Raw genomic sequence first — 24994 nt, 5'->3', positions numbered from 1 at the left:
GGCTCAGCCCGGCCAGTGCCGGGCCAGGAATTCCGCCAGCGCGCCCTGCGTGCGCTCCGGCTGCTCCTCGGGCAGGAAATGACCGCAGGGCAATGACTGGCCGGTGACCGGGCCGGCCGCCTTGACCCGCCAAGTGTCTAGCACGTCGAACTGGCGGTGCATCAGTCCCTGCTCGCCCCACAGCACCAGGAGCGGGCAGCCGATCCGAGCATCCTGGTCGGCGCTGTCATGCTCGAGGTCCACGGTCGCGGCGGCCCGGTAGTCCTCGCAAGTCCCATGGATCACCGCCGGGTCGGTGAAGGCCTGGACGTAGGCGGCTACCGCCTCGGGCCGGAACGCGGGGAGACCCGTGCCCGACCAGCGCTCCAGCTTGGACCGCACCCAGAAGGCAGGATCGAGCGAGATCAGGCGCTCCGGCAAAGGTGCCGGTTGGCTGAGGAAGAACCAGTGATAATAGCCGGACGCCAGCGCTTGGCTGGTCGCCGCGAACACGGTGCGCGTCGGCACGATGTCCAGCACCGCAGCGGCTGCAACCTGTCCGGGATGGTCCAGGCACATTCGGTGCAGCACCCGGCCGCCACGGTCATGGCCGGCCGCGGCGAACTGCCCGAAGCCCAGCCCGGCCATCACCGCCACCATGTCCTTCGCCATGGCGCGCTTGCTGTAGTTCGCGTGGTCCGGTGCTCCGCTGGGTGCGCTCGATACGCCGTAGCCGCGCAGGTCCGGGCAGACCACCGTGTAGCGCTCGGCCAGTCCAGGCGCCACCTGGTGCCACATCAGGTGGGTCTGCGGATAGCCGTGCAGGAGCAGCAAAGGCGGTCCGGAGCCGCCGACCTGCACGAAGATCTCCGCACCGTCCCCCGCCATCCGCCACTTCTCGAAGCCGTCGAGCATCCCCGCCTCCACCGCCTCCAGAGGAATGCACTAAACATGGTGTGATCGCGCAGGTCGCCCAGGTCCGGTGCGCAGCGACCGGGCTGCCACAGCCACATGACGAAAGCTCCATCTATCATGCAGCAGACTCGATGCTGCGTTGCACAAACGTTGGTTCCGGAGTGGCGCGTGCTTAGCCATATCCGCCTACGTGAAGTGCATGTCGCAGACGCCGGGAGCCGGCGATCGCGAGTGCACTAGTGAAGTAGTAGCCAGCCATGTCGATCGAGTTCATCAACCCTTACAGCGTGCTAGCTACCACTGCGGTGGCTTCCTGGCAGCTGCGCAACGCCAGCAAGGCGCCTGCGACCGAGGGTCTGGTCGGAGGCATCAAGCGCTGGTGGCTGTATCGTCAGACCATGAACGAGCTGTCGCGGCTGTCAGACCGCGAGCTCCATGACATCGGTGTGCTGCGCTCCGAGCTTGAGAGCGTGGCGTCGAAGGCAGCCGCCGCTCGCTGAGGCTTCAGGCGGCGAGCAAGCCGCCCGTACCAAGCCCGCCTAGGCTCGGGCCCCCGGATTGCCAAGGGCACAGGCAACACGATCATAGGCCGAAGGTGCAGCGCCCTTCGGCCTTTGTCGTCTTATGGCGGTTTTCCTGTGGCCGGGTTCAGCCGGCCGGTGCCGTGATGGCGAATTTCGCTGCGCCCACGCCCTGGATCACCACCTCGACCTGGTCGCCTGCGACCAGCGGGCCCACGCCGGCCGGAGTGCCGGTCATGATCAGGTCGCCGGCCAGCAGCCGGTCGTAGCGCGACAGTTCGGCGATGATCTCGTCCACGCTCCAGATCATCTCGGCGAGGTCTCCGGACTGGCGGACAGCTCCGTTGACCTTGAGCTCGATCCGGCCCGTGCGCGGGTGTCCCACTTCTGCCGGCGCATGCAGCGTGCCGATCGGGGCGGCACCGATCCAGGACTTGGCGAGCGCCCAGGGCCGCGCCTGCTTCTTGGCGATCGCCTGCAGATCCCGCCTGGTGAGGTCGATGCCGACCGCATAGCCCGCGATGTGCGAGCGCGCCGCCTCCACTCCGATCTCCGCTCCGTCCCGGCCGATCGCCACGACCAGCTCGACCTCGTGGTGCAGATCCGCGGTCATCGGCGGATAGGGCACCTCCGGCCCCAGTATCAGCGCCTCGGGCGCCTTGGCGAAGAAGAAAGGCGGCTCGCGAGAGTCGTGGCCCATCTCCTTGGCATGCTCGGCATAGTTGCGCCCGACGCAGAACACCCGGCGGATCTCTAGCGAGCCCCCGGTAGCGAACGGCAGATGGGTCATCGGATTGTCCTCGTTGTTCAGCCGGCCGCGCCGACGAAGGTCATCAGCACCTGGTCGGACGCGACCGCATCGCCCGGTGCCACCTTCACGCTCTCGACCACGGCGTCGCGCTCGGCCCGCAGGATGTTCTGCATCTTCATCGCCTCCAGCACGCACAGCTCCTGGCCGGCCTTGACCTCCTGGCCCGGCTCGACCGCCACCGCCACGATCAGCCCGGGCATGGGCGAGGCCAGGAGCCGCGACAGGTCGGGTGGCTGCTTCTTGGGCATCCGCGCCGCGTAGTCGGCGGCCTCGCGGGTCCGCACCAGCACCGTCACCTGCGCGCCGCGATGGGTGAAGAGATAGCCCTCCGGCCGGCGGTCGACCTGCAGGATCAGCCGGCGGCCATTCACCGTCGCCGTCGCGAGCAGCCGGCCAGGCTGCCAGTCGAGACCGGGCTGTACCACCTGGTCCTCGATCCGGACCCTCGGCACGCCCTCGACCGGGTCGTCCAGCCGCACGTCGAACGGCTCGTCATCCAGCTTCACCCGCCAGTCGGCGACATGAACCGGCCGCCAGCCCGGCAGCTTGCCGCTGCCGGCCATGGCGCGCTCGGCCTCGATCATCCGCATGGCAACGGCGATCGCGGCCAGGTCCAGCTTGGCCGGGTGCGGCAGCGAGATGCCCTCGAATCGGTCGCCATATTCCTCGGCGATGAAGTTGGTGGTGAGCCGGCCCTCCAGGAAGCGCGGATGGGTAATGAGCGAGGTCAGAAAGGCGATGTTGTGGCTGAGGCCCCGGATCACATACGCGTCCAGCGCGTCGGCGAGCTTCTGGGCTGCGGTGGCCCGGTCCGCCGCGAAGGCGCACAGCTTCGCGATCATCGGGTCGTAGAACATCGAGACGTCCAGGCCCTCGGCGACTCCGGCATCGACCCGGATCCCCTCGCCCGCCGGCCGCTGGTAGCGCCGCAGCCGGCCAGTGGAAGGCAGGAAGCCGCGCGAGGGGTCCTCGGCATAGACCCGCGCCTCGATCGCCCAGCCGGACAGCTTCACCTCGTCCTGCCGGATCGTCAGCTGCTCGCCCCAGGCGATCCGGATCATCCACTCGACCAGGTCCAGCCCGGTCACCAGTTCGGTCACCGGATGCTCGACCTGGAGGCGGGTGTTCATCTCCAGGAAGTAGAAGTTGCGCTTGGCATCGACGATGAACTCGACCGTGCCGGCCGAGTGGTAGTCCACCGCCTGGGCCAGGGCGACGGCCTGGGCCCCCATGGCCTGGCGGGTCGCCTCGTCCAGGAACGGCGAGGGCGCTTCCTCGATCACCTTCTGGTGGCGGCGCTGGATCGAGCATTCCCGCTCGCCCAGATGGATGGCGTGACCGTGCTTGTCGGCCAGCACCTGGATCTCGATGTGTCGGGGCTGCTCGACATATTTTTCGAGGAACACGCGGTCGTCGCCGAACGAGGAGCGCGCCTCCGAGCGCGCCCGCTCCAGCCCTTCGACCAGCGACGGGTCGTCATGGGCGATCCGCATGCCCTTGCCGCCACCGCCGGCCGCGGCCTTGACCATGACCGGGTAGCCGATCCGCCGGGCGATCCGCAGGGCCTCGTCCGGGTCGGATACCGGTTCGTTGTGCCCAGGCACCACCGAGACACCGGCCTTCCGGGCCAGGATCTTGCTCTCGATCTTGTCGCCCATCGCCTGGACGGCGGTCATGGGCGGACCGATGAACACGATCCCGGCTTCGTCCAGCGCCTGCGCGAAGGCCGGGTTCTCCGAAAGGAAGCCATAGCCCGGATGGACCGCCTCCGCCCCGGTCTGCCGGCAGGCCGCCACGATCTTGTCGATGACCAGATAGCTGTCGCGCGCCGGCGCCGGGCCGATCGCCACCGCCTCGTCGGCCATCCGCACGTGCAGTGCCTGCGCATCCGCCTCCGAATAGACCGCGACCGTGGCGATCCCCAGCTTCTTGCAGGTGCGGATCACCCGGCAGGCGATCTCGCCGCGGTTGGCGATCAGGATCTTCTTGAACATGGTCGTCTGTTCCCGCGGCGACATCAGAGCGGAATGTTGGCGTGCTTCTTCCAGGGATTGGCCAGCTGCTTGTTCGCCAGCCAGCGCAGCGACTTGCCGACCCGCCGCCTGGTCCCGTGCGGCATGATCACGTCGTCGACGAAGCCGCGCCTGGCCGCCACGAACGGGTTGGCGAATCGCTCGCGATATTCCGCGGTCCGCGCCTCGATCGCTTCGGCATCGCCGGCATCCTGGCGGAAGATGATCTCCACCGCCCCCTTGGGGCCCATCACCGCGATCTCCGCGGTCGGCCAGGCGAAGTTGACGTCGCCGCGCAGATGCTTGGACGCCATCACGTCATAGGCACCGCCATAGGCCTTGCGGGTGATCACTGTGACCTTGGGCACGGTGGCCTCGGCATAGGCGAACAGGAGCTTCGCCCCGTGCTTGATGATCCCGCCATATTCCTGGCCGACACCCGGCAGGAAGCCCGGCACGTCGACCAGCGTCACGATGGGGATGTTGAAGCAGTCGCAAAAGCGCACGAACCGCGCGGCCTTGATCGAGGCGGCGATGTCCAGGCAGCCCGCCAGCACCATGGGCTGGTTGGCGACGATGCCGACCGTGCTGCCCTCGATCCGGGCGAAGCCCGTGATGATGTTCTTGGCGTAGTCCTTCTGCAGCTCGAAGAAGTCCGCCTCGTCCACGATCTTCTCGATCAGCTCCATCATGTCGTAGGGCTGGTTCGAGTTGGCCGGGATCAGCGTGTCGAGCGAGGGATCGTCCCGCTCGATCGGGTCGATCGCCGGGCGGACCGGCGGCTTCTCCTTGTTGTTGAGCGGCAGGAAGTCGAAGAAGCGCCGGATCTCGTGCAGCGCCTGGATATCGTGGTCGAAGGCGAGATCCGCCACCCCTGAGCGTCCGGTATGGGTGCCGGCACCGCCCAGTTCCTCGGCGGTGACCACCTCGTTGGTGACGGTCTTCACCACGTCCGGCCCGGTCACGAACATGTAGGAACTGTCGCGGACCATGAAGATGAAGTCGGTCATCGCCGGCGAATAGACCGCACCGCCCGCACACGGGCCCATGATCACCGAGATCTGCGGGATCACCCCGGAGGCCAGCACGTTCTTCTGGAACACGTCGGCATAGCCCGCGAGCGAAGCCACGCCTTCCTGGATGCGCGCCCCGCCACTGTCGTTCAGGCCGATCACCGGGGCACCGACGCTCACCGCCCGGTCCATGATCTTGCAGATCTTCTCGGCATGGGCCTCGGACAGGGCACCGCCGAACACGGTGAAGTCCTGGCTGAACACGAACACCAGCCGGCCGTTGATCGTCCCCTGCCCGGTGACCACGCCATCCCCCGGGATGCGCTGGTTCTCCATGCCGAAGTCGACGCAGCGATGCTCGACGAACATGTCGGTCTCCTCGAAGGAGCCCGGGTCCAGCAGGAGTTCGATGCGCTCGCGCGCGGTGAGCTTGCCCCGCTGGTGCTGGTTGCGGACGCGCTTCGCCCCGCCGCCCTGGCGCGCCGCCTGGCGCATCTCCTCGAGCTGCTCGATGATCGTCTGCACGGCCATCCCCGCCAGCGCCTCCCCTGCAAGTTTCACGGCATCGATCTCATGCGCACCGGTACGGTGGCGCGCAAATGCTCACATGCGCAAGGGCGGTGCCAGCGCCTGCACGAACCGCTCGACCGCTTCCAGCTCGGCACGCAGCCCCTCGTGCCGCCTGGTGATCTCGGGATCGTCGCCCCAGTGCTCCACCTGGTAGAGCGTGTCGAGCTGCGCCACCTCGAACGCCTCGTCCGCCGGCAGCACCGCTTCCATCATGGCGAGGCCCAACGCCAGGGACTGGGTGATGGTCACCCCGGCATGCAGCGCCACGACCTGCCAGTCGTCCAGCGCCTCCACCACCGGCAGCAGCCGCCCCTCCGCGTCCGCGGGCGCGGCCTGGGGCAGCACCGTACGATGGACCGGAAGCCGCACGTCGAACGCACGCGCCAGCCAGTCCAGCCAGGGCTGCCAGGCCTCGTCCTGCCGCTGCACGAGATCGCGCGGCTCGCTGGCCCGGTAGCACAGCATGTCCGTGCCCAGATAATCCATCACCTGCCGGATTGCGGGCTGGCGCCGCTCCGGCATCAGGTCGACGGCGGTGGTGGCGAGCCGGGTCACCCGCATGGTGGCCGGCTGCAGTTCCTCGCCCTGCCCTTCCCACTCGACTGCCACCGCGCGTGCCAGCGCCTCGGTCGGCACGGTGAGCAGGCGGCGCAGCGGGGTGCGGATCGGCTTGCCGTCGAGCAGCACCTGCCACCCATCATCATGGTGGGCGATGCCCACCTGCTTGAAGAAGCGCTTCATGCGAGCCCCAGGATCGGGTGGAGATCGGTCGCAGCGTGCACCACGTGCGCGGCACCGGCCTCGACCAGCCGCTCGGCCGGATGATTGCCCCAGGCCACGCCCACCGGCAGCGTGCCCGCGGCCCTGGCCATCAGCACGTCGTAGGACGTGTCGCCGATCACCACCGTGTCCTCGGCCCGGGCACCGGTCTCGGCCAGGGCCTCCAGCACCATGGCCGGGTGCGGCTTGGAGGGATGCCGGCAGGCGGTCTGCAGGGTGACGAACCGTTCCGCCAGCTCGTGATGGGCCAGGATCGCGTCCAGCCCGCGCCGGCTGTTGCCGGTGACGATGCCCAGCAGCGTGTCCGGCTGGGCGGCCAGGCGGTCCAGCAGCGCCAGGATGCCGGGAAACAGCGGCTCGGCATGGATCCCGGCCGTGCGATGCTTCCAGTAATGGCGGCCGAACGCCCGGCCGATCGCGGCCTGGTCGGCAACCGGCAGATCTGGGCGCCAGAACTCCAGACACTGCGCCACCGACAGGCCGATCGCCGCGCGCAGCGTCGGCTCGTCGGGTGCCGGCTGGCCGAACTCGGCAAATGCATCCTGGGCTGCCGCCACGATCAGGGCACCGCTGTCGACCAGCGTGCCGTCGCAATCGAACAGGACCAGCCTCACCGCCGCTCCTCCGGCCAGTCGTTCAGCCGGGCAAAGGGCGGCTGGCTCTTGCCGATCCCCATCCAGTCCAGCGCCTCGCGGATCGGCCGGTCCGGCTCCGCCACCAGTCGCAGCCGGCCACCGTCCGGATGCGGCAGGTCGAGCTCGCGGGCATGGAGGGCCAGGTGCGCCGGTGCCCCGGTTGGATGGGCAGCCTTGCCGCCATACTTGCCGTCACCCAGAATCGGGAAGCCCGACAGGGCGCAATGCGCGCGCAGCTGGTGGGTGCGGCCGGTGAGCGGCAGGAGGCCCAGCCAGGCCGCGACCTTGCCGTTGGCGTCCAGGACGCGGAAGCCGGTGCGGGCGAAGCGGGCCTCGTCGCCCTCGCTGGCGGTCATCTTCTCCCGCCCGCTGGCACCGCTCTTCTCCAGGGCCAAGTCGATCACCCCGGCGTCGCGCTTGGGCCGGCCGATCACCACTGCCCAGTAGAGCTTGCGGATCCGGTGCTGCTGGAAGGCGAAGGTCAGCTCGCGCGCGGCGGAAGCGGTCTTGGCGAGCACCAGCACGCCGGACGTGTCGCGGTCCAGCCGGTGCACCAGGCGCGGCTTGTCGCCGCCTTTGCCGGCGAACGCCTGCATCAGCCCGTCCACATGCCGGCTCGTGCCGCTGCCGCCCTGGACGGCGAGACCGGCCGGCTTGGCGAATGCGATCAGCGCATCGTCCTCGTGGATCACCAGGGAGCGCAGCATCGCCACGTCGCGCTCAGGCAGGCGGACAGCCGGCTTCGGAGCGCTGCCCGGCACTTCCTCCGGCTCTGCCGGCAGTGGCGGGATGCGCACCACCTGCCCCGGCACCAGCCGGGTGGCTGCATCCAGCCGCTTGCCGTCCACCCGGAACTGGCCGGTGCGCAGCAGCTTCTGCATCCGGCCGAAGCCCAGCTCGGGAAAGTGGGCCTTGCACCAGCGATCGAAGCGCCAGTGGGCCTCGCTGCCTGCCACGGTCCTCTGCTCGACGCCGCTCATGGCGTCCGATCCTTCCTGCGTTCGGCGCGCAACCGGTCGAGCCGGTTCAGGCGCTCGGCGATCCTGGCCTCGATTCCTTCGCCGGTCGGCCGGTAGAAGGTCGGGCGTGGCATCCCGTCCGGGAAATAGTTCTGGCCGGAGAAGCGGTCCGGCGCGTCGTGGTCATAGGCATAGTCCTGGCCATAGCCTAGCTCCTTCATGAGCCCGGTGGGCGCATTCAGGATCGTCGCGGGCGGCATCAGCGAGCCCGTCTCCTTCGCCGTTTGGCGTGCCGCCTTGTAGGCGAGATAGACCGCGTTCGATTTCGGGGCCGCCGCCAGATAGACGACCGCCTGGGCCAGGGCCAGCTCGCCCTCCGGACTGCCCAGCCGCTCATAGGTGGCGGCAGCCGCCAGCGCCTGCTCGACGGCGCGCGGGTCGGCCAGGCCGATATCCTCCACCGCCATCCGCACGATCCGCCGGGCCAGGAAGCGTGGATCCTCCCCGCCTTCCAGCATCCGGCAGAACCAGTAGAGTGCCGCGTCCGGGTCGGAGCCGCGCACCGATTTGTGCAGGGCGCTGATCAGGTTGTAGTGGCTCTCCTGAGCCCGGTCGTAGAGCGGCATGCGCCGCTGCAGGATCCGGCCCAGCGCCTGGGCGTCGAGCAGGGGCTCGGCCGGCAGGTCGGCCAGCGCCTCCACGAGGTTCAGGAGATAACGGCCATCCCCGTCCGCCATCTCGCCCAGCCGGGCGCGGGCCTGTCCGTCCAGCGGCAGGGGGCGGCCCAGCATCGCCTCCGCGCGCGCCAGCAGCCGCTCCATGGCTTCGGCGTCCAGCCGGTGCAGCACCAGGACCTGGCAGCGCGACAGCAGCGCCGGGACCAGCGCGAAGGACGGGTTCTCGGTGGTGGCACCGACCAGGGTGACGGTGCCATCCTCTACCTCGTGGAGCAGGCCGTCCTGCTGGGCGCGGTTGTAGCGATGGATCTCGTCGATGAAGAGCAGCGGGTGGCTGCCGCCCGCGCGCAGCTTGCGCGCATCCTCGAAGCTGCGGCGCAGCTCGGCGACGCCGGACATGACCGCCGAGAGCTCCAGCAGCGGCTCGTTCACCGCCCCCGCCAGGATCCGGGCCAACGTGGTCTTGCCGCAGCCGGGCGGCCCCCACAGGATCATCGACTGCAGGCGGCCCTTGGCGAGCATCCGGGCCAAGGGTGCCTCGTCGCTCAGCAGATGCTCCTGACCGACCAGATCCTCGATACGCTCGGGCCGGAGCCGGTCGGGCAGCGGCCGGTCGGCCTCTTTGCGCCGTGCGCGCCCGGAGGCCGCCTTGGGCGCCATGCCGAACAGATCGTCCATCAGCCGCCCACCCGGAACTGGTAGAGCCGCCCGCCGCTCTTGACCGCCATGCGGAACGGCCGGCCCGCGCGGGGTAGCGCTTTCTTGACCGAGCGCACGTCCGGGGTTTTCGCGCCGTCGATGCCGACGATGACGTCGCCGGGCTCGAGGTTCATGTAGGCGGCGGGCGAACCCCGCTCGACCTCAACCACCACCACACCGGTCTCGAACGGATCCAGCCCCAGCCGCTCGTTGAAGCCCGGCGACATGTTGGCGATCGTGGCACCGGCCAGTGCTTCGTTGCGTCCAAAGCGGGTGAGTTCCGGTGCCGGCTGCTCGGGTGCCGCCGATCGCGGCAGTTCGATGCTCCGCTGCTTGCCGCGGCGCAGGATTTCCAGTCTGGCGGGTGTGCCGAGCGGCTGGAGCGACATCCGGTAGCCGAAGCTCGCGGGATCATCGACTGGCCCGCCATCCACCGACAGGATCACGTCGCCGGTCAGCAGGCCCGCATCCGCGGCAGCCCCGTGCGGCCAGACCCTGCCGACCAGCACGCCGCGCGGCCTCGGCATGTTCAGGCTCTCGGCGATGCCGACATCGACGCTCTGCAGGTCGGCGCCCAGCCAGGGACGGGAGACCTCCTTAGCACCGGAAACCGCCTGCTGCAGCCGGACCCGCACCAAGTCGGCCGGGATGGCGAAGCCGATGCCGATCGAGCCGCCTGAACGGGAGAAGATCGCGGTGTTGATGCCGACCAGCCGCCCCTGCAGGTCGACCAGGGCACCGCCCGAATTGCCCGGGTTGATCGCGGCATCGGTCTGGATGAACGACACGTCGCGCTCCAACCCCTCGGCCGAGCGGTTGGTCGCCGAGACGATGCCTGAGGTGACGGTCTGGCCGATGCCGAACGGATTGCCCACCGCCAGCACCAGGTCGCCCACCTGCAGGTCGTCCGAGCGGGCGAGTTCCAGGGTCGGCAGCTTCTCGCCTTTTGTATCGATCCGCAGGAAGGCCAAGTCGGCGCGCTCGTCGCGGGACAGGAGCTTGGCCTGGAACGCCCGTCGGTCCGACAGGATCACCGTGATCTCGTCGGCGTTCTCGATCACGTGGTTGTTGGTCACCACCACGCCCTCGCTCGCGAGCAGCACGCCCGAGCCCAGCGAGTTCTCCACGCGGCGGCGCTCTGACGGAGCCCGCGGCCCGCCCTGTCCGAAGAAGAACTCCAGGAGCGGATCGGAAAGGAGCGGTCGGCCCCGCTGCGTGACGTTGCGCGAGGTCTGGATGTTGACCACGGCCGGCACCACCGCGCGGACCACGGGCGCGAAGCTGAGCTGCACCTGCGCCTGGCTGTCCGGCACTCGCCGCTCCTGCGCAGCCGACGGCAAGCCCACACCCAGCAGGACCAGGAGGATCAACCACAGCCGAACGGTCGGGCTGCGCATGCCGGAACGCTTCATGTTTGCCGCCAGAGACAGAAAAAGGGCCGGGCGTCGCCGCCCGGCCCCTTCGATATGGTCCCGGCAGGGGGGATCGTGAAGCCGGTGCAAGCTCGGCCCACCCCTGCCTGACGGCCGTTGCCGGTCAGGCCGCGGCGGCGACCGCCTCGTCTTCTTCCTCGCGCACCGGCACCGGACCACTGTCCTTGCCCTTGGCCTCGATGTCGCGATCGACGAACTCGATCACCGCCATCGGCGCGTTGTCGCCATAGCGGAACCCGGCCTTGAGGATCCGGACATAGCCGCCCGGGCGGTTCGCGTAGCGCGGGCCCAGCACCTCGACCAGCTTCTTGGCGGTGCCCTCGCTGCGGGTCCGCGCGATCAGCAGACGGCGGGCCGCCAGATCACCCTTGCGGCCGAGCGTGACCATCTTCTCGACGATCGGGCGCAGTTCCTTGGCCTTGGGCAGGGTCGTCACGATCTGCTCGTGCTTGACCAGTGCGCTCACCAGGTTGGCGAACATCGCCTGCCGGTGGGAGCTGTCGCGGCTGAATGCACGGCCGCTGACACGATGACGCATGTTGACCTTCCGACGTTGCCAAGGGACGCGACCGACGCGGCCCGATGAAACCCTAGCTGCCCTGCCCTGCCGTCAAAGCTGACGGCTCAGAAGGGCTCCTCGACCTTGCGGGCCAGTTCCTCGATGTTTTCCGGCGGCCAGCCGGGCACTTCCATGCCCAGGTGCAGGCCCATCTGCGCCAGCACTTCCTTGATCTCGTTCAAGGACTTGCGGCCGAAGTTCGGCGTGCGCAGCATCTCGGCCTCGGTCTTCTGGACCAGATCGCCGATATAGACGATGTTGTCGTTCTTCAGGCAGTTCGCCGAGCGGACCGACAGTTCCAGCTCGTCCACCTTGCGCAGCAGGTTCGGGTTGAACGGCAGGTCACGCTTGACCTCGCCGGCACCGTGAGCCTGCGGCTCCTCGAAGTTGATGAACAGCTGCAGCTGGTCCTGCAGGATGCGCGCGGCCAGCGCCAGCGCGTCCTCCGGGGTCACCGAGCCGTCCGTCTCGACCTGGAGGGTCAGGCGGTCATAGTCGGTCTGCTGGCCGACGCGGCTGTTGTCGACCTTGTAGGCGACCTTGCGCACCGGGCTGTAGATCGCGTCGATGGCGATGAGGCCGATCGGCGCGTCCTCGGCCTTGTTCAGGTGCGCCGCGACATAGCCCTTGCCGGTCTGCACAATCAGCTCGACCGAGAGCTTACCACCCTGATCGACATGGCAGAGCACCTGGTCGGGATCCATGATCTCGACGTCGTGCGGCGTCTCGATCATGCCGGCCGTGACGACCGCCGGCCCCTCGACCTTGAGATAGCAGCGCTTGGGCGCCTCGCCATGGGCGCGGATGCCCACGGTCTTCAGGTTCAGCACGATGTCGGTGACGTCCTCGCGGACGCCCGGGATGGCGGCGAACTCGTGCAGCACGCCGTCGATCTGCACGGAAGTGATCGCGGCACCCTGAAGCGACGACAGGAGGACGCGGCGCAACGCATTGCCGATGGTGATGCCGAAGCCGCGCTCCAGCGGCTCGACGATCACCGTCGCTTCACGATCCGGGCGCCGGCCGACCTGAATGTCGAGCTTCTGGGGCTTGATCAGCTCATGCCAGTTCCGTTGGATCACGGGATGCCTCTCAGGAACGACGATCGATCGTAAGAACGGGTCCCGGCCGCCTCGCGGCGCGCCGAGACCCGTTCAGCGGGAAAAGTGGACGGTCAGACGCGGCGACGCTTGCGCGGCCGGCAGCCATTGTGCGGGATCGGCGTGACATCCCGGATGGTGCTCACGACGAGACCGGCGGCCTGCAGCGCGCGCAGCGCCGACTCCCGGCCGGAACCCGGCCCGCGCACCTGAACCTCGACCGTCTTCATGCCGTGCTCCATGGCCTTGCGCGCGGCCAGCTCCGCGGCGACCTGCGCCGCGAAGGGGGTCGACTTGCGCGAGCCCTTGAAGCCCTGGGCACCGGCCGAAGACCAGGCGATCGCATTGCCCTGCGCGTCGGTGATGGTCACCATGGTGTTGTTGAACGTGGCGCTGACATGCGCCACGCCCGACGTGATGTTCTTCCGCTCGCGGCGCTTGATGCGACCGCCCGTGTCCTTGCCAGTAGCCATGATTACTTCTTCGTCGCCTTCTTCTTCCCGGCGATAGCCCGGGCCGGCCCCTTGCGGGTGCGCGCGTTGGTGTGCGTCCGCTGGCCGCGCACCGGCAGACCACGGCGATGCCGCAGACCGCGATAGCAGCCGAGATCCATCAGCCGCTTGATGTTCATCGCCACATCGCGGCGCAGGTCGCCTTCGACCTTGAAGCGACGGTCGATCACCTCGCGAATCTTCACGAGCTCCGCGTCGCTCAATTCATTGATACGCCGGCTGTGGTCAATCTGGACCTCATCCAGGATCAAGCGAGAGCTGTGCGGCCCGATCCCGAAAATATAAGTCAGCGCAACCCAGGCCTGCTTGCCACTGGGCAGGTTCACACCTGCGATACGAGCCACCGATCGCTCCCTTTCCAACGCAACGCGCGATCGCATCGCCACCGGCCGGTGGCGACAAAAGTGCGCGGATAATAAGAACCATTACACGACTGTCAAGCGTTAGCCGCCCCGTCGTCCTTCACCACCGCTTCGAGAACGGCCGCCACTGCGGCGGTCACCTCCTCGATCGGTGCCATGCCATCGACCGTGCGCAGCAGCCCGCGCTCCCTGAAATAGGGCAGCAGCGGGGCCGTCTGGGCCTCGTAGGCTTCCAGGCGCGCCTGCACGGTCTCGGGCTGATCGTCCTTGCGGCGCACGAACTCCGTGCCGCCGCAGACGTCGCAGACCCCGTCCACCTTCGGCCGCCTGAACTGGTCGTGATAACCGGTGCCGCAGCTGGCACAGGAGAACCGGCCGGAGATCCGCTCCACCAGTGCCGCCGGATCCACCTTGAACTCGAGCGCCACGTCCAGGGCCAGGCCCCGTTCCGCGAGCATCTGCTCCAGGGCAGCCGCCTGCTGCGTGGTCCGCGGGAAACCGTCCAGGATGAAGCCGCCGGCGCAGTCCGGCTGGTCGATCCGCTCGGCCACGATCGCGTTGATCACGTCGTCGGAAACCAGCTTGCCGGCCTCCATGATCGCCTTGGCCTGCCGCCCGACCTCGGTGCCGTTCGCGACGGCCGCACGGAGCATGTCACCCGTGGACAGCTGCGGAATGCGATAGCGGTCGCGGATCCAGCCGGCCTGGGTACCCTTGCCCGCACCAGGCGGGCCCAGGAGAACGATGCGCATCAGCGTCTCCCGACCGGGCCGCGCAAGCGGGCCTTCTTGATCAGCCCCTCATACTGGTGGGCGATCAGATGAGACTGGATCTGGCCGACCGTGTCCATGGTCACCGACACCACGATCAGGAGGCTGGTGCCGCCGAAGTAGAACGGCACCGCGTATTCCGAGATCAGGATCTCGGGCAGCACGCATACTGCAGCCAGATAGGCAGCACCCACCACGGTCAACCGGGTCAGAATGTACTGGAGATGGGCCGCGGTCCGCTCGCCCGGCCGCACGCCCGGGATGAACCCGCCCTGCTTGCGCAGGTTCTCCGCCGTTTCCTTCGGATTGAACACGATAGTCGTGTAGAAGAAGGCGAAGAACACGATCAGCGCCACGTAGAGCAGGACGTGCACCGGGTGGCCCCGACCGAGCATCGCATTCAGCTCGATCAGCCAGGGATGGCTGGTGTTCGCGTCGATGAAGCTGCTGAAGGTCGCCGGCAGCAGGAGCAGCGAGCTGGCGAAGATCGCCGGGATCACGCCTGCGGTGTTGACCTTCAAGGGCAGGTGGGAACTCTCGCCGCCGAACACGCGATTGCCCTGCTGGCGCTTGGGATACTGCACCAGCACCCGGCGCTGCGCCCGTTCCATGAACACGATCGCCGTGATCACCGCCAGCGCCAGCACGATCAGCGCGATGATGAAGCCCGGCGAGATGGCGCCGGTGCGGCCGAGCTCCAGCAGGCTGGCCAGTGCCGACGGCAGGGCTGCGATGATGCCCACGAAGATGATCAGCGAGATGCCGTTGCCGATGCCGCGCGCGGTGATCTGCTCGCCCAGCCACATCAGGAACATGGTGCCGCCGACGATGGTCACCACCGTCGAGAAGCGGAAGAACCATCCGGGATCGATCACGGCACTGCCGAAGCCGCTCGACGTCCCTTCCAACCCGATCGCCAGGCCATAGGCCTGGAAAGCGCAGAGCACCACGGTCAGGTAGCGGGTATACTGGTTGATCTTCTTCCGGCCGCTCTCGCCCTCCTTCTTGAGGGCCTCCATGGTCGGAGAGACCGCGGTCATCAGCTGCAGGATGATCGAGGCCGAGATGTAGGGCAGGATGCCCAGCGCGAAGATCGACATGCGCTCGAGCGCGCCGCCGGCGAACACGTTGAACATGCCGACGATGCCGCCGGCCTGGCTCTGGAAGATCTGCGCCATGGCCGCGTGATCGATGCCCGGCAGCGGCACATAGGTGCCGAGCCGGTAAACGATCAGCGCGCCCAGGGTGAACCACAGGCGCTTCTTGAGCTCGGTCGCCTTGGCGAAAGCACCGAAGTTAACGTTCGCCGCAAGCTGTTCGGCGACCGAGGCCATGGTTCTTCCTTACTCGGATGCGGCGACAGCGCCGCCGATCACGTTCACCTTGCCGCCGGCCTTCTCGACCGCCTGCACGGCAGAGGCCGAGGCACCGACCACCTCGATGGTCAGGCCCGAGGTGAGGCTGCCCCGCCCGAGCAGGCGGATGCCGTCCTTCGGATCGTTGACCAGGCCAGCCGCCATCATGGCAGCGGCGTCCACGAGCTGCGCCGCATCGATGCGCCCGGCATCGACCGCCTGCTGCAGCTTGTCCAGGTTCACCACCACATATTCCGGACGGAAGATGTTGGTGAACCCGCGCTTCGGCAGACGCCGGTACAGCGGCATCTGGCCGCCTTCGAAGTACGGCGGCTTCACGCCGCCGGCGCGCGCCTTGGCACCCTTGTGGCCCTTACCCGAGGTCTTGCCCAGGCCGGAACCGATGCCGCGCCCGAGCCGCTTGCGCGGACCGCGGGCACCCGGGTTGTCCCGGAGTTCGTTGAGTTTCATGACTTCAGCCCTGGGCCGGCTCGTCGCCGGCGACGGTCTCGAACACCACGAGATGCTTGACCTTCTCGATCCGCCCACGCGTTTCCGGAATGTCCGACAGGATGCGGCTCCGGTGCAGCTTGTTCAGACCGAGACCGATCAGGGTCTCGCGCTGGTCGGCACGCCGCCCGATCGGGCTGCGCACCTGGGTCACCTTGATCTTGCCCATGGCCTCGTCACTCCGCCTTCGGCTCGATCGCCTCGCGGCGGCCGATCAGGTCGGAAACCTTCTTGCCGCGCTTGGCGGCGACCGTACGGGGGCTCGCCACCGAGGTGAGCGCCGCGAACGTGGCCTTGACCATGTTGTGCGGGTTCGAGGTGCCCAGCGACTTGGCGACCACGTCGCCGATGCCCAACGCCTCGAACACCATGCGCATCGGGCCGCCGGCGATCACGCCGGTACCCGGAGGTGCCGAGCGCAGCAGCACCCGGCCTGCACCAAAGTGACCGATCGAGTCGTGATGCAGCGTGCGCCCCTGGCGCAGCGGCACCCGAATCAACCCCTTCTTCGCGGCCTCGGTCGCCTTGCGCACCGCTTCCGGCACCTCACGCGCCTTGCCGCTGCCATAGCCGACCCGGCCCTTGCCGTCGCCCACGACCACCAGGGCCGAGAAGCCGAACCGCCGACCGCCCTTCACCACCTTCGCGACGCGATTGATGGCAACGAGCCGATCCACGAATTCGGACTCGCCCCTATCCCGATCGCCGCGATCTTCTCCACCGCGCTGACGCGCCATTTCCGTCCTCCCGCGATGGATCAGAACGACAGGCCGCCCTCGCGGGCGCCGTCGGCCAGAGCCTTCACCCGACCGTGGTACTGATAGCCACCACGGTCAAACACCACTGTCTCGATACCCGCCGCCTTGGCCCGCTCGGCGATCAGCTGCCCGATCCGCTTGGCGGCATTGGTATCCGCCCCCGTCTTCAGCTCGCTGCGCAGGGCCGGCTCCACCGTCGAGGCTGCCGCCACGGTCACGCCCTTGGTGTCATCGATCACCTGGGCGTAGATGTGGCAGCTCGACCGGAAGACCGACAGCCGGGCACGGCCGGAAGCCCGCTGCCGGATCGCGAAGCGAACCCGACGCCGGCGACGCTCGAAGCGCTCGTCCACCTTCACCATGGTTACTTCTTCTTGCCTTCCTTGCGACGGATCGTCTCGCCGGCGTACTTTACGCCCTTACCCTTGTACGGCTCGGGCAGGCGGAACGCCCGGATCTCGGACGCGAGCTGTCCGACCCTCTGCTTGTCGGCGCCGCTGATCTGGATCGAGGTCGGGGTTTCGACCACGACCTTGATCTCCTTCGGCACCGCGTACTTGATGTCGTGGCTGTAGCCTAGCTGCAGGTTCAGCACCGAGCCGTCGAGCGAGGCACGATAGCCCACGCCGTTGATCTCGAGCCGCTCCGTGAAGCCTTCGGACACGCCCTTGACGATGTTGGCCACCATGGTGCGCGAGGTGCCCCAGAGCGAGCGGCCCTGGCGGTCCATCTCGCGCGGCTTCACGACCACCTTGCCGTCTTCCATCGAGACGGCGACCGCGTCGTGCAGGACCGCGGACAGCTCACCGAGCTTGCCCTTGGCCCGGATGGTCTGGCCTTCCACCGACACGGTGGTGCCAGCCGGTACGGGGACCGGGTGCTTGCCGATACGGGACATGGTCAGAACACCAGGCACAGGATCTCGCCGCCGACATGGGCTGCCCGCGCTTCCGCGTCGGACATCACCCCACGGGGCGTGGAGACGATCGCGATGCCGAGACCATTATAGATGGTCGGCAGGTCGCGCACGCCGGCATAGACGCGGCGGCCGGGCTTGCTCACCCGCTTCAGCTCGCGGATCACCGGCTCGCCATTGTGGTACTTCAGCTCGACGCTGAGCGACTGCTTGCCGGGCGCCTGCTCCACCTCGCCGAAGCCACGGATGTAGCCTTCGCGCTTGAGGACTTCCAGCACACGCACGTGCATCGACGACTTCGGCGCCAGGACGGCACCCTTGGCGGCCAACTGGCCGTTCCGGATGCGCGTCAACAGGTCACCGAGCGGATCGGACATCGCCATTCCGCGAACCCCTTACCAGCTCGACTTGACCATCCCGGGGATCTGCCCCGTGGATGCCAAGTCCCGCAAAGCGATACGAGAAAGACCGAGCTTCCGGTAATAGGCCCGCGGCCTGCCGGTCATCTCGCAACGGTTGCGGATCCGGACCTTCGATCCGTTCCGCGGCAGTTCGGCCAGTTTGAGGACGGCCTCGAAGCGATCGCCGTCGTCGATGTCCTTCTGCTTGATGATCGCCTTCAGCTCCGCGCGCTTGGCGGCCTGCTTGGCAACCAGCTCCCGGCGGTGCTGATTCTTCTCTACTGAACTCTTCTTCGCCACGACGATATCCTTGGCTCAGATCACTTCGTGAACGGCATGCTGAATGCCGTGAGGAGCGCCTTGGCCTCCTCATTGGTGGACGCCGTCGTGCAGAAGATGATGTCCATTCCGCGGTTCTCGTCGACTTCGTCGAACGAGATCTCCGGGAAGATGATCTGCTCCTTCAGGCCCATGGCGTAGTTGCCACGACCATCGAAGCTCTTCGGCGAGACGCCACGAAAATCGCGGATGCGGGGCATCGCGATGTTGATCAGGCGGTCGAGGAACTCGTACATGCGCTCGCGCCGCAAGGTCACCTTGCAGCCGATGTTCATGCCCTCGCGCAGCTTGAAGTTCGCCACCGACTTGCGCGCCTTGGTCAGCACCGGCTTCTGGCCGGCGATCTTGGCCAGCTGCGCTGCCGCGTTGGTGAGCTTCTTCGCGTCCTGCGTCGCCTTGCCGACCGCCATGTTGATGACGATCTTGTCCAGCTTCGGAACCTGCATCGGGTTCTTATAGCCGAACTGCTCGGTCAGGGCGGCCCGGACCGTATTCTCGTAATGTGCCTTCAGACGTGCCATGCTCGCCTCACCGATCGAGCAGCTCGCCGGTGCGCTTGGAAATGCGCACCTTGCGGCCGTCTTCGAGGAACTTGAACCCGACGCGCGTGGCCTTGCCATCGGAAGGGTCGAGCAGGGCGACGTTGCTCACGTCGATCGCCGCTTCCCGCTCCACGATGCCGCTCTCGCGCATGCCGGTCGACTTGGTGTGGCGCTTGATCATCGCCACGCCCTGGACGACCACACGGCCTTCCTTCGGGTCGACCTTCAGGACCTCACCCTGGCGACCCTTGTCGCGTCCGGTGAGAATGACGACCTTGTCGCCCTTCTTGACCTTCGCCGCCATCACAGCACCTCAGGCGCGAGCGAAATGATCTTCATGAACTTCCTGGCGCGCAGCTCGCGGGTCACGGGCCCGAAGATGCGGGTGCCGATCGGCTCACCCTGCTTGTTGATCAGCACGGCGGCGTTGCGGTCGAACCGGATCGCCGATCCGTCGGGCCGCGACACTTCCTTGGCCGTGCGGACGACGACGGCCATGGCCACGTCGCCCTTCTTCACCTTGCCGCGCGGTATGGCGTCCTTGACGGCGACGACGATGACGTCGCCGACGGAACCCCACCTACGATGCGAGCCACCCAGTACACGGATGCACTGGACCCGACGCGCTCCCGAGTTGTCGGCAACATCGAGATCGGTCTCGGGCATGATCATGTTATTTGATCCTCACGCCTCTGCGGACGACGGGGCCGCAGCGTCCTCGACCAGCACTTCCCAGCGCTTGCGCGCCGAAAGAGGCCGGCACTCACGGATCAGGACGGTGTCGCCGATCTTGAACCGGTTCGACTCGTCGTGAGCCATGTATTTCTTGCTGCTCTTGATGTACTTCTTGTAGAGCGGGTGCATGACCTGACGCTCGACCCTGACCACTACGGTCTTGTCGTTGACGTCACTCACCACCTGGCCCTGCAACACGCGACGCGGCATCGCTATTAACTCCTCAGGCGCCGGTCTTGGCCGAAACGGTCTGCTCGCGCAGCACCGTCTTGACCCGGGCAATGTCCCGCCGGACCTCGCGGATCCGCGCCGTTCCCTCGAGCTGCCCGGTCGCCTTCTGGAAGCGCAGGTTGAACTGCTCCTTCTTCAGGCCGAGCAGCCGGTCGATCAGCGCCTTGCGGTCCTCGTTACGAATTTCCGAAGCGTTCATCGCTCAGAGCTCCCGCTGCACGAAGCGCGTCTTGATCGGCAGCTTCGCAGCACCCAGCGCGATGGCGGCCTCGGCCAGCTCGGGCGCGACACCGTCGATCTCGAACATGATCCGGCCGGGCTTCACCCGCGCCACCCAGAAGTCCACCGAGCCCTTGCCGGAGCCCATGCGGACCTCGGCCGGCTTGGAGGTCACCGGCACGTCCGGGAAGATCCGGATCCAGACCCGGCCCGCACGCTTGAGGTGACGGGTGATGGCGCGCCTGGCCGATTCGATCTGCCGGGCGGTGATCCGCGCCGGCTCGACCGCCTTCAGGCCAAACGCACCGAAGTTCAGTTCCGCACCGCCCTTGGCCAGGCCATGGATCCGGCCCTTGAACGCCTTGCGGTACTTGGTTCTCTTAGGCTGCAACATTGTCTGATCTCAACCCCGGGCCGGCGTGGCGTCGGCCATGCGCCGATCGTAGGCCGACGGGTCATGCTCCATGATCTCGCCACGGAACACCCACACCTTGATCCCGTTGGTGCCGTACGGCGTATGCGCCGTGGCCTTGGCGAAATCGATGCTGGCACGCAGTGTGTGCAGCGGCACGCGACCCTCGCGGTACCACTCCGACCGGGCGATCTCCGCCCCGCCGAGACGGCCGGAACAATTCACCCGGATGCCCAGGGCGCCCAGCCGCATCGCCGCCTGCACCGCGCGCTTCATGGCGCGGCGGAAGGTGACGCGGCGGACCAGCTGCTGCGCGATGCTCTCCGCGATCAGCTTGGCGTCGAGCTCAGGCTTGCGGACCTCGACGATGTTCAGGTGGACATCGGCGGAGCAGCGCTGGGCCACCTCGCGACGCAGCACCTCGATCGCCTCGCCCTTCTTGCCGATCACCACGCCCGGACGGGCCGTGTAGATCATCACCCGGGCCTTCTTGGCCGGGCGCTCGATCACCACCCGCGAGACGCCGGCGTTCGACAGGCGCTTCTCCAGAAACTCGCGAATCTGGACGTCTTCCTTCAGCATCTTCGCGTAGTTGTTCTCCGCGAACCAGCGCGAATCCCAAGTACGATTGATGCCGACCCGCAGACCGACGGGATTTACCTTGTGACCCATCAGGCCCTTCCCTCGCTCTGCTCACGGACGACGATGCGCAGACGGCTGTAGAACTTCTCCACCCGGGCGGCACGGCCGCGGGCGCGCGGATGCAGGCGCTTCATGACGAAGCGCTTGCCCACGTAAGCCTCGGCGACGACCAACCGGTCCACGTCCAGATTGTGATTGTTCTCGGCATTCGCAATGGCCGACTTCAAGGTTTTCTGGACCTCGAGCGCCACCCGCTTGCGTGAGAACTCCAGCGCGGTCATGGCGCGACCGGCCGACATGCCCCGGATCAGCCCGGCCACCAGGTCGAGCTTGCGCGGGCTGGAGCGGACCAGCGTGTCCTCGGCGAACGCCTCGTTGGCGCTGACCTTGCGCTCTGCTTTGGGCTTGCTCATGTCAGCCCCTCTTCGCCTTCTTGTCGGCACCGTGACCGGAGAAGGTCCGGGTCGGCGCGAACTCGCCGAACTTGTGGCCGACCATGTTGTCCGTCACGTAGACCGGCAGATGCTTCTTGCCGTTGTGCACGGCGAAGGTCAGGCCGATGAACTCCGGCATGATGGTGGAGCGGCGCGACCAGATCTTGATGATCTCGTTGCGGCCCGAGCGCCGTGCGGCATCGGCCTTCTTGAACAGATAGCCGTCGACGAACGGACCCTTCCAAACTGAGCGGGCCACGCCTTAACCTCCACGCTTCTTCGCGACGTGCCGCGAACGCACGATCATGCTGGTCGTGCGCTTGTTGCGGCGGGTACGGTAGCCCTTGGTGGGCTGGCCCCACGGGCTGACCGGATGACGGCCACCCGAGGTGCGGCCTTCGCCACCACCGAGCGGATGATCGACCGGGTTCATCGCGACGCCACGCACGGTCGGGCGGGTGCCCTTCCAGCGCTGCCGGCCGGCCTTGCCCAGATTCTCGTTCTGGTGGTCCGGATTGGACACCGCGCCCACGGTCGCCATGCAGGTCTGCAGGACCCGGCGAATCTCGCCCGAGTTCAGGCGGATCTGGCAATAGTCGCCGTCACGGCCGATCAGCTGGGCGAACGCGCCGGCAGACCGGGCGATCTGCCCGCCCTTCCCGGGCTTCATCTCCAGATTGTGCACGATCGTGCCGACCGGGATCGCCCGCAGGGGGGCTGCATTGCCGGGCTTGATGTCGACCCGCTCGCCGGCCACCACCTTGTCACCCGCGCGCAGCCGCTGCGGGGCCAGGATATAGGCCTGCTCGCCATCCTCGTACTTCACCAGGGCGATGAAGGCCGTCCGGTTCGGATCGTACTCCAGCCGCTCGACCGTGCCGACCACGTCGAACTTGCGACGCTTGAAGTCGACCAGGCGGTAGGAACGCTTGTGCCCGCCACCGATGTGGCGGGTGGTGATCCGGCCGAAATGGTTGCGGCCGCCGGACTTGGAGAGGCCCTCGGTCAGCGACTTGACCGGCTTGCCCTTCCACAGCTCCGACTTGTCCACCAGCACCAGCTCGCGCTGCGAGGGCGTGATGGGGTTGTAGTTCTTCAGCGCCATGGCCTCAGATCCCCGTCGTCACGTCGATGGTCTGGCCGGCTTCCAGCGTCACGATCGCCTTCTTGACGTCGCTGCGCCGGTAGGCCTTGCCCTTGAAGCGCTTCGTCTTGCCCTTGGTCACCATGGTGTTCACCGCGGTGACCTTGACGTTGAAGAGCTTCTCCACCGCCTGCCTGATCTCCGGCTTCGCCGCATCGCCACGCACCTTGAAGGTGACCTGGTTCAGCTCGGAGATCCGGGTCGACTTTTCCGTGACCACCGGGGCCAGGATGATGTCGTAGATCCGCTCCTGGTTCATGCCAGGCGCTCCTGAAGTTCCTGGGCCGCGGCCTTGCTGAGCACCAGCTGGTCGCTGCGCAGGATGTCGTAGACGTTCGCACCGACCGAGGGGAGCACGTCCACCTGGGTCAGATTGCGCGAGGCCAGCGCGAAATTGGCCTGCAGCTCGGCGGGGCCGACGAACAGCACCTTGTCCAGGCCGAGCTTGCCGAGCCGGGCGACCAGCTCCTTGGTGCGCGGCTGGTCGAGCTCAAGCTTGTCGACCACGATCAGCTTGCCGCTCTTGGCCTTGTCGGACAGGGCCATGCGCAGTCCGAGCGCCCGGACCTTCTTGGGCAGGTCGAAGCCGTGATCACGCGGGGTGGGCCCATGGGCCCGGCCGCCGGTGCGGAAGATCGGAGCGCGCTTGTTGCCGTGGCGAGCGCGACCCGTGCCCTTCTGCTTGTAGATCTTGGCGGTGGAACCACGGACCTCGCCGCGGCTCTTCACCTTGTGCGTGCCGGCCCGCCGCTTGGCGAGCTGCCACAGCACCACCCGCTGCAGGATGTCGGCGCGCGGCTCCAGGCCGAACACGGCATCCGCCAGCTCGATGGTGCCGGCGTCCTCGGCCTCCAGCGTCTTGACGACGATCTGCATCACTCGGCTCCCGCGGCGGCGACCAGGCCGGCCGGATAGGGCGCATCTTTGGGCATGGCCCGCTTCACCGCATCGCGGATCCGCACCCAGGAACCTTCGGCCCCCGGCACCGAACCCTTGACCAGGATCAGGCCGCGCTCCTCGTCCACGCCGAACACTTCCAGGTTCAGCACGGTCCGCTGCTTGGCACCCATGTGCCCGGCCATCTTCTTGCCCTTGAACACCTTGCCCGGATCCTGCCGCTGGCCGGTCGAGCCGTGCGAGCGATGCGAGATCGAAACGCCGTGGGTGGCGCGCAGGCCGCCGAAATTGTGCCGCTTCATGACGCCGGCGAAGCCGCGACCGATCGAGATGCCGGTCACGTCGACGAACTGGCCTTCAACGAAATGCTCCACCGAGAGGCGCGCACCCACATCCAGCACCGCGTCCTCGGAAACCCGGAACTCGGCGACGTATGCCTTGGGTTCGACCTTCGCCTTAGCGAAGTGGCCGCGCATCGGCTTCGACACATTCTTGGCGCTCTTTGGGCCGACCCCGAGCTGGATGGCGGTGTAGCCGTCCTTATCGGCGGTGCGGACCGCGACGACCTCGCAGTCCTCGACCTTCAACACGGTGACCGGCACATGACTTCCGTCAATGCCGAACAGCCGCGTCATGCCCATTTTCTGGGCCAACAGCCCCGTACGCATGTTTTTCTCAGCCTTAGAGCTTGATCTCGACGTCAACGCCCGAGGCGAGGTCGAGCTTCATCAGCGCGTCCACCGTCTGCGGCGTCGGGTCGACGATGTCCAGAAGGCGCTTGTGCGTCCGGATCTCGAACTGCTCGCGGCTCTTCTTGTCGATGTGCGGCGAGCGCAGCACCGTGAACTTCTCAATTCGATTCGGTAGCGGGATCGGGCCGCGCACGCGCGCCCCGGTCCGCTTGGCCGTGCCAACGATTTCCCGCACCGACTGATCGAGCACGCGGTGATCGAAAGCCTTGAGCCGAATTCTGATATTCTGCGCGTCCATGGTCGGACGATCCCCGCGTATCTTCAGATCACTGGATGATGTTGGCGACGACGCCGGCACCGACGGTGCGGCCGCCCTCGCGGATGGCAAAGCGCAGGCCCTGCTCCATGGCGATCGGCGCGATCAGCGTCACCACCATGGTCACGTTGTCGCCCGGCATCA

At 67.4% G+C, this 24994-nt stretch carries 37 protein-coding genes and 1 pseudogene; 1 reads left to right on the top strand and 37 read right to left on the bottom strand.

The features are described 5' to 3' along the window. Positions 1-3: 3 nt before the first annotated feature. Positions 4-894 carry an alpha/beta hydrolase gene (locus tag VNS22_RS09665; protein WP_325731840.1) on the bottom strand — a complete coding sequence of 297 codons (891 nt, stop codon included), beginning with the start codon at positions 892-894 and terminating at the stop codon, positions 4-6. Positions 895-1151: 257 nt separating this feature from the next. Between VNS22_RS09665 and VNS22_RS28540 the strand changes: the two genes are divergently transcribed. Next, a complete protein-coding gene (locus tag VNS22_RS28540) occupies positions 1152-1394 on the top strand; it encodes a DUF1127 domain-containing protein (protein ID WP_325731838.1) in 243 nt (80 codons plus the stop codon). Between the two features lie 148 nt (positions 1395-1542). Here VNS22_RS28540 and VNS22_RS09655 read toward each other — a convergent pair whose 3' ends face one another. The 36 genes and pseudogenes from VNS22_RS09655 to tuf all read right to left on the bottom strand — a co-directional run. Then, on the bottom strand, positions 1543-2205 hold the full coding sequence (locus tag VNS22_RS09655) for a fumarylacetoacetate hydrolase family protein (RefSeq protein WP_325731836.1): 663 nt from the start codon (positions 2203-2205) through the stop codon (positions 1543-1545). Between the two features lie 17 nt (positions 2206-2222). Continuing rightward, positions 2223-4220 (bottom strand): acetyl/propionyl/methylcrotonyl-CoA carboxylase subunit alpha, encoded by a 1998-nt coding sequence (locus VNS22_RS09650; RefSeq protein WP_325731834.1) that lies wholly within the window; start codon positions 4218-4220, stop codon positions 2223-2225. 23 nt (positions 4221-4243) lie between these two features. After that, complete coding sequence (locus VNS22_RS09645) at positions 4244-5776, bottom strand: acyl-CoA carboxylase subunit beta (protein ID WP_349261759.1); 1533 nt, start codon at positions 5774-5776, stop codon at positions 4244-4246. A 78-nt stretch (positions 5777-5854) separates the two neighbouring features. After that, the gene (locus VNS22_RS09640; protein ID WP_325731830.1) at positions 5855-6562 is read right to left on the bottom strand and encodes an ATP12 family chaperone protein; all 708 of its coding nucleotides are present in this window, start codon (positions 6560-6562) and stop codon (positions 5855-5857) included. After that, positions 6559-7215: an HAD-IA family hydrolase gene (locus VNS22_RS09635; RefSeq protein WP_325731828.1), complete on the bottom strand. Its 657-nt coding sequence runs from the start codon at positions 7213-7215 to the stop codon at positions 6559-6561. The genes VNS22_RS09640 and VNS22_RS09635 overlap by 4 nt, the downstream gene beginning before the upstream one ends. Next, a complete protein-coding gene (locus VNS22_RS09630; RefSeq protein ID WP_325731826.1) occupies positions 7212-8216 on the bottom strand; it encodes an RluA family pseudouridine synthase in 1005 nt (334 codons plus the stop codon). The genes VNS22_RS09635 and VNS22_RS09630 overlap by 4 nt, the downstream gene beginning before the upstream one ends. Next, a complete protein-coding gene (locus tag VNS22_RS09625) occupies positions 8213-9550 on the bottom strand; it encodes a replication-associated recombination protein A (protein WP_325731824.1) in 1338 nt (445 codons plus the stop codon). The genes VNS22_RS09630 and VNS22_RS09625 overlap by 4 nt, the downstream gene beginning before the upstream one ends. Continuing rightward, entirely contained in the window at positions 9550-10983 is a 1434-nt protein-coding gene (locus VNS22_RS09620) for a Do family serine endopeptidase (RefSeq protein WP_325731823.1), read from the bottom strand. Before VNS22_RS09620 ends, VNS22_RS09625 begins: the two co-directional genes overlap by 1 nt. Before the next feature lie 124 nt (positions 10984-11107). Then, a complete protein-coding gene (rplQ, locus tag VNS22_RS09615; RefSeq protein WP_325731822.1) occupies positions 11108-11542 on the bottom strand; it encodes a 50S ribosomal protein L17 in 435 nt (144 codons plus the stop codon). 86 nt (positions 11543-11628) lie between these two features. Then, positions 11629-12645, bottom strand: coding sequence for a DNA-directed RNA polymerase subunit alpha (locus VNS22_RS09610; RefSeq protein WP_325731820.1), 1017 nt, complete (start codon positions 12643-12645; stop codon positions 11629-11631). Positions 12646-12737: 92 nt separating this feature from the next. Next, the gene (gene rpsK / locus VNS22_RS09605; protein ID WP_159718107.1) at positions 12738-13136 is read right to left on the bottom strand and encodes a 30S ribosomal protein S11; all 399 of its coding nucleotides are present in this window, start codon (positions 13134-13136) and stop codon (positions 12738-12740) included. A gap of 2 nt (positions 13137-13138) precedes the next feature. Then, positions 13139-13519, bottom strand: coding sequence for a 30S ribosomal protein S13 (rpsM, locus tag VNS22_RS09600; protein WP_325731818.1), 381 nt, complete (start codon positions 13517-13519; stop codon positions 13139-13141). A gap of 92 nt (positions 13520-13611) precedes the next feature. Further along, positions 13612-14289: an adenylate kinase gene (locus VNS22_RS09595; protein ID WP_325731816.1), complete on the bottom strand. Its 678-nt coding sequence runs from the start codon at positions 14287-14289 to the stop codon at positions 13612-13614. Next, the gene (secY, locus tag VNS22_RS09590; protein WP_325731814.1) at positions 14289-15641 is read right to left on the bottom strand and encodes a preprotein translocase subunit SecY; all 1353 of its coding nucleotides are present in this window, start codon (positions 15639-15641) and stop codon (positions 14289-14291) included. The genes VNS22_RS09595 and secY overlap by 1 nt, the downstream gene beginning before the upstream one ends. 9 nt (positions 15642-15650) lie before the next feature. Beyond that, positions 15651-16133: a 50S ribosomal protein L15 gene (rplO, locus tag VNS22_RS09585; RefSeq protein WP_325731812.1), complete on the bottom strand. Its 483-nt coding sequence runs from the start codon at positions 16131-16133 to the stop codon at positions 15651-15653. Between the two features lie 4 nt (positions 16134-16137). Beyond that, on the bottom strand, positions 16138-16341 hold the full coding sequence (gene rpmD, locus VNS22_RS09580) for a 50S ribosomal protein L30 (protein WP_325731810.1): 204 nt from the start codon (positions 16339-16341) through the stop codon (positions 16138-16140). A gap of 7 nt (positions 16342-16348) precedes the next feature. Further along, complete coding sequence (gene rpsE / locus VNS22_RS09575) at positions 16349-16909, bottom strand: 30S ribosomal protein S5 (RefSeq protein ID WP_325731808.1); 561 nt, start codon at positions 16907-16909, stop codon at positions 16349-16351. A gap of 20 nt (positions 16910-16929) precedes the next feature. Beyond that, positions 16930-17292 (bottom strand): 50S ribosomal protein L18, encoded by a 363-nt coding sequence (gene rplR / locus VNS22_RS09570; RefSeq protein WP_325731806.1) that lies wholly within the window; start codon positions 17290-17292, stop codon positions 16930-16932. Positions 17293-17294: 2 nt separating this feature from the next. Beyond that, the gene (rplF, locus tag VNS22_RS09565; RefSeq protein WP_325731804.1) at positions 17295-17828 is read right to left on the bottom strand and encodes a 50S ribosomal protein L6; all 534 of its coding nucleotides are present in this window, start codon (positions 17826-17828) and stop codon (positions 17295-17297) included. 2 nt (positions 17829-17830) lie between these two features. Next, the gene (gene rpsH / locus VNS22_RS09560; protein WP_325731802.1) at positions 17831-18229 is read right to left on the bottom strand and encodes a 30S ribosomal protein S8; all 399 of its coding nucleotides are present in this window, start codon (positions 18227-18229) and stop codon (positions 17831-17833) included. A gap of 12 nt (positions 18230-18241) precedes the next feature. Further along, positions 18242-18547 carry a 30S ribosomal protein S14 gene (gene rpsN, locus VNS22_RS09555; protein WP_325731800.1) on the bottom strand — a complete coding sequence of 102 codons (306 nt, stop codon included), beginning with the start codon at positions 18545-18547 and terminating at the stop codon, positions 18242-18244. 20 nt (positions 18548-18567) lie between these two features. Then, positions 18568-19107 carry a 50S ribosomal protein L5 gene (gene rplE, locus VNS22_RS09550; protein WP_325731798.1) on the bottom strand — a complete coding sequence of 180 codons (540 nt, stop codon included), beginning with the start codon at positions 19105-19107 and terminating at the stop codon, positions 18568-18570. A gap of 7 nt (positions 19108-19114) precedes the next feature. Then, a complete protein-coding gene (gene rplX, locus VNS22_RS09545) occupies positions 19115-19432 on the bottom strand; it encodes a 50S ribosomal protein L24 (RefSeq protein WP_325731796.1) in 318 nt (105 codons plus the stop codon). Continuing rightward, positions 19432-19800 carry a 50S ribosomal protein L14 gene (gene rplN / locus VNS22_RS09540; protein ID WP_159718083.1) on the bottom strand — a complete coding sequence of 123 codons (369 nt, stop codon included), beginning with the start codon at positions 19798-19800 and terminating at the stop codon, positions 19432-19434. Before rplN ends, rplX begins: the two co-directional genes overlap by 1 nt. 12 nt (positions 19801-19812) lie before the next feature. Beyond that, entirely contained in the window at positions 19813-20073 is a 261-nt protein-coding gene (gene rpsQ / locus VNS22_RS09535; RefSeq protein ID WP_159718081.1) for a 30S ribosomal protein S17, read from the bottom strand. A 13-nt stretch (positions 20074-20086) separates the two neighbouring features. After that, the gene (gene rpmC / locus VNS22_RS09530; protein ID WP_325731793.1) at positions 20087-20293 is read right to left on the bottom strand and encodes a 50S ribosomal protein L29; all 207 of its coding nucleotides are present in this window, start codon (positions 20291-20293) and stop codon (positions 20087-20089) included. A gap of 3 nt (positions 20294-20296) precedes the next feature. Beyond that, positions 20297-20707, bottom strand: coding sequence for a 50S ribosomal protein L16 (rplP, locus tag VNS22_RS09525; RefSeq protein WP_159718077.1), 411 nt, complete (start codon positions 20705-20707; stop codon positions 20297-20299). Positions 20708-20716: 9 nt separating this feature from the next. After that, positions 20717-21397 carry a 30S ribosomal protein S3 gene (rpsC, locus tag VNS22_RS09520; protein WP_325731791.1) on the bottom strand — a complete coding sequence of 227 codons (681 nt, stop codon included), beginning with the start codon at positions 21395-21397 and terminating at the stop codon, positions 20717-20719. Continuing rightward, a complete protein-coding gene (rplV, locus tag VNS22_RS09515; RefSeq protein WP_159718073.1) occupies positions 21397-21780 on the bottom strand; it encodes a 50S ribosomal protein L22 in 384 nt (127 codons plus the stop codon). The genes rpsC and rplV overlap by 1 nt, the downstream gene beginning before the upstream one ends. 1 nt (position 21781) lies before the next feature. After that, the gene (rpsS, locus tag VNS22_RS09510) at positions 21782-22060 is read right to left on the bottom strand and encodes a 30S ribosomal protein S19 (RefSeq protein ID WP_159718071.1); all 279 of its coding nucleotides are present in this window, start codon (positions 22058-22060) and stop codon (positions 21782-21784) included. A gap of 3 nt (positions 22061-22063) precedes the next feature. Further along, positions 22064-22906, bottom strand: a complete 843-nt coding sequence (rplB, locus tag VNS22_RS09505) for a 50S ribosomal protein L2 (protein ID WP_325731789.1) — start codon at positions 22904-22906, stop codon at positions 22064-22066. A gap of 4 nt (positions 22907-22910) precedes the next feature. After that, on the bottom strand, positions 22911-23204 hold the full coding sequence (locus VNS22_RS09500) for a 50S ribosomal protein L23 (RefSeq protein ID WP_191058078.1): 294 nt from the start codon (positions 23202-23204) through the stop codon (positions 22911-22913). Beyond that, positions 23201-23821: a 50S ribosomal protein L4 gene (gene rplD, locus VNS22_RS09495; protein ID WP_325731786.1), complete on the bottom strand. Its 621-nt coding sequence runs from the start codon at positions 23819-23821 to the stop codon at positions 23201-23203. The genes VNS22_RS09500 and rplD overlap by 4 nt, the downstream gene beginning before the upstream one ends. After that, positions 23821-24510 carry a 50S ribosomal protein L3 gene (gene rplC, locus VNS22_RS09490; RefSeq protein WP_325731784.1) on the bottom strand — a complete coding sequence of 230 codons (690 nt, stop codon included), beginning with the start codon at positions 24508-24510 and terminating at the stop codon, positions 23821-23823. Before rplC ends, rplD begins: the two co-directional genes overlap by 1 nt. Positions 24511-24523: 13 nt before the next feature. Continuing rightward, positions 24524-24832, bottom strand: a complete 309-nt coding sequence (gene rpsJ / locus VNS22_RS09485) for a 30S ribosomal protein S10 (RefSeq protein ID WP_159718061.1) — start codon at positions 24830-24832, stop codon at positions 24524-24526. A 28-nt stretch (positions 24833-24860) separates the two neighbouring features. Next, positions 24861-24994, bottom strand: a pseudogene (gene tuf / locus VNS22_RS09480) (elongation factor Tu); the annotation flags it as partial.

The organism is Geminicoccus sp., assembly GCF_035556675.1.
GTDB lineage: Bacteria > Pseudomonadota > Alphaproteobacteria > Geminicoccales > Geminicoccaceae > Geminicoccus.
Note: the sequence above shows the minus strand (reverse complement) of the source record. Positions and strands in the feature narration are given on the sequence as shown.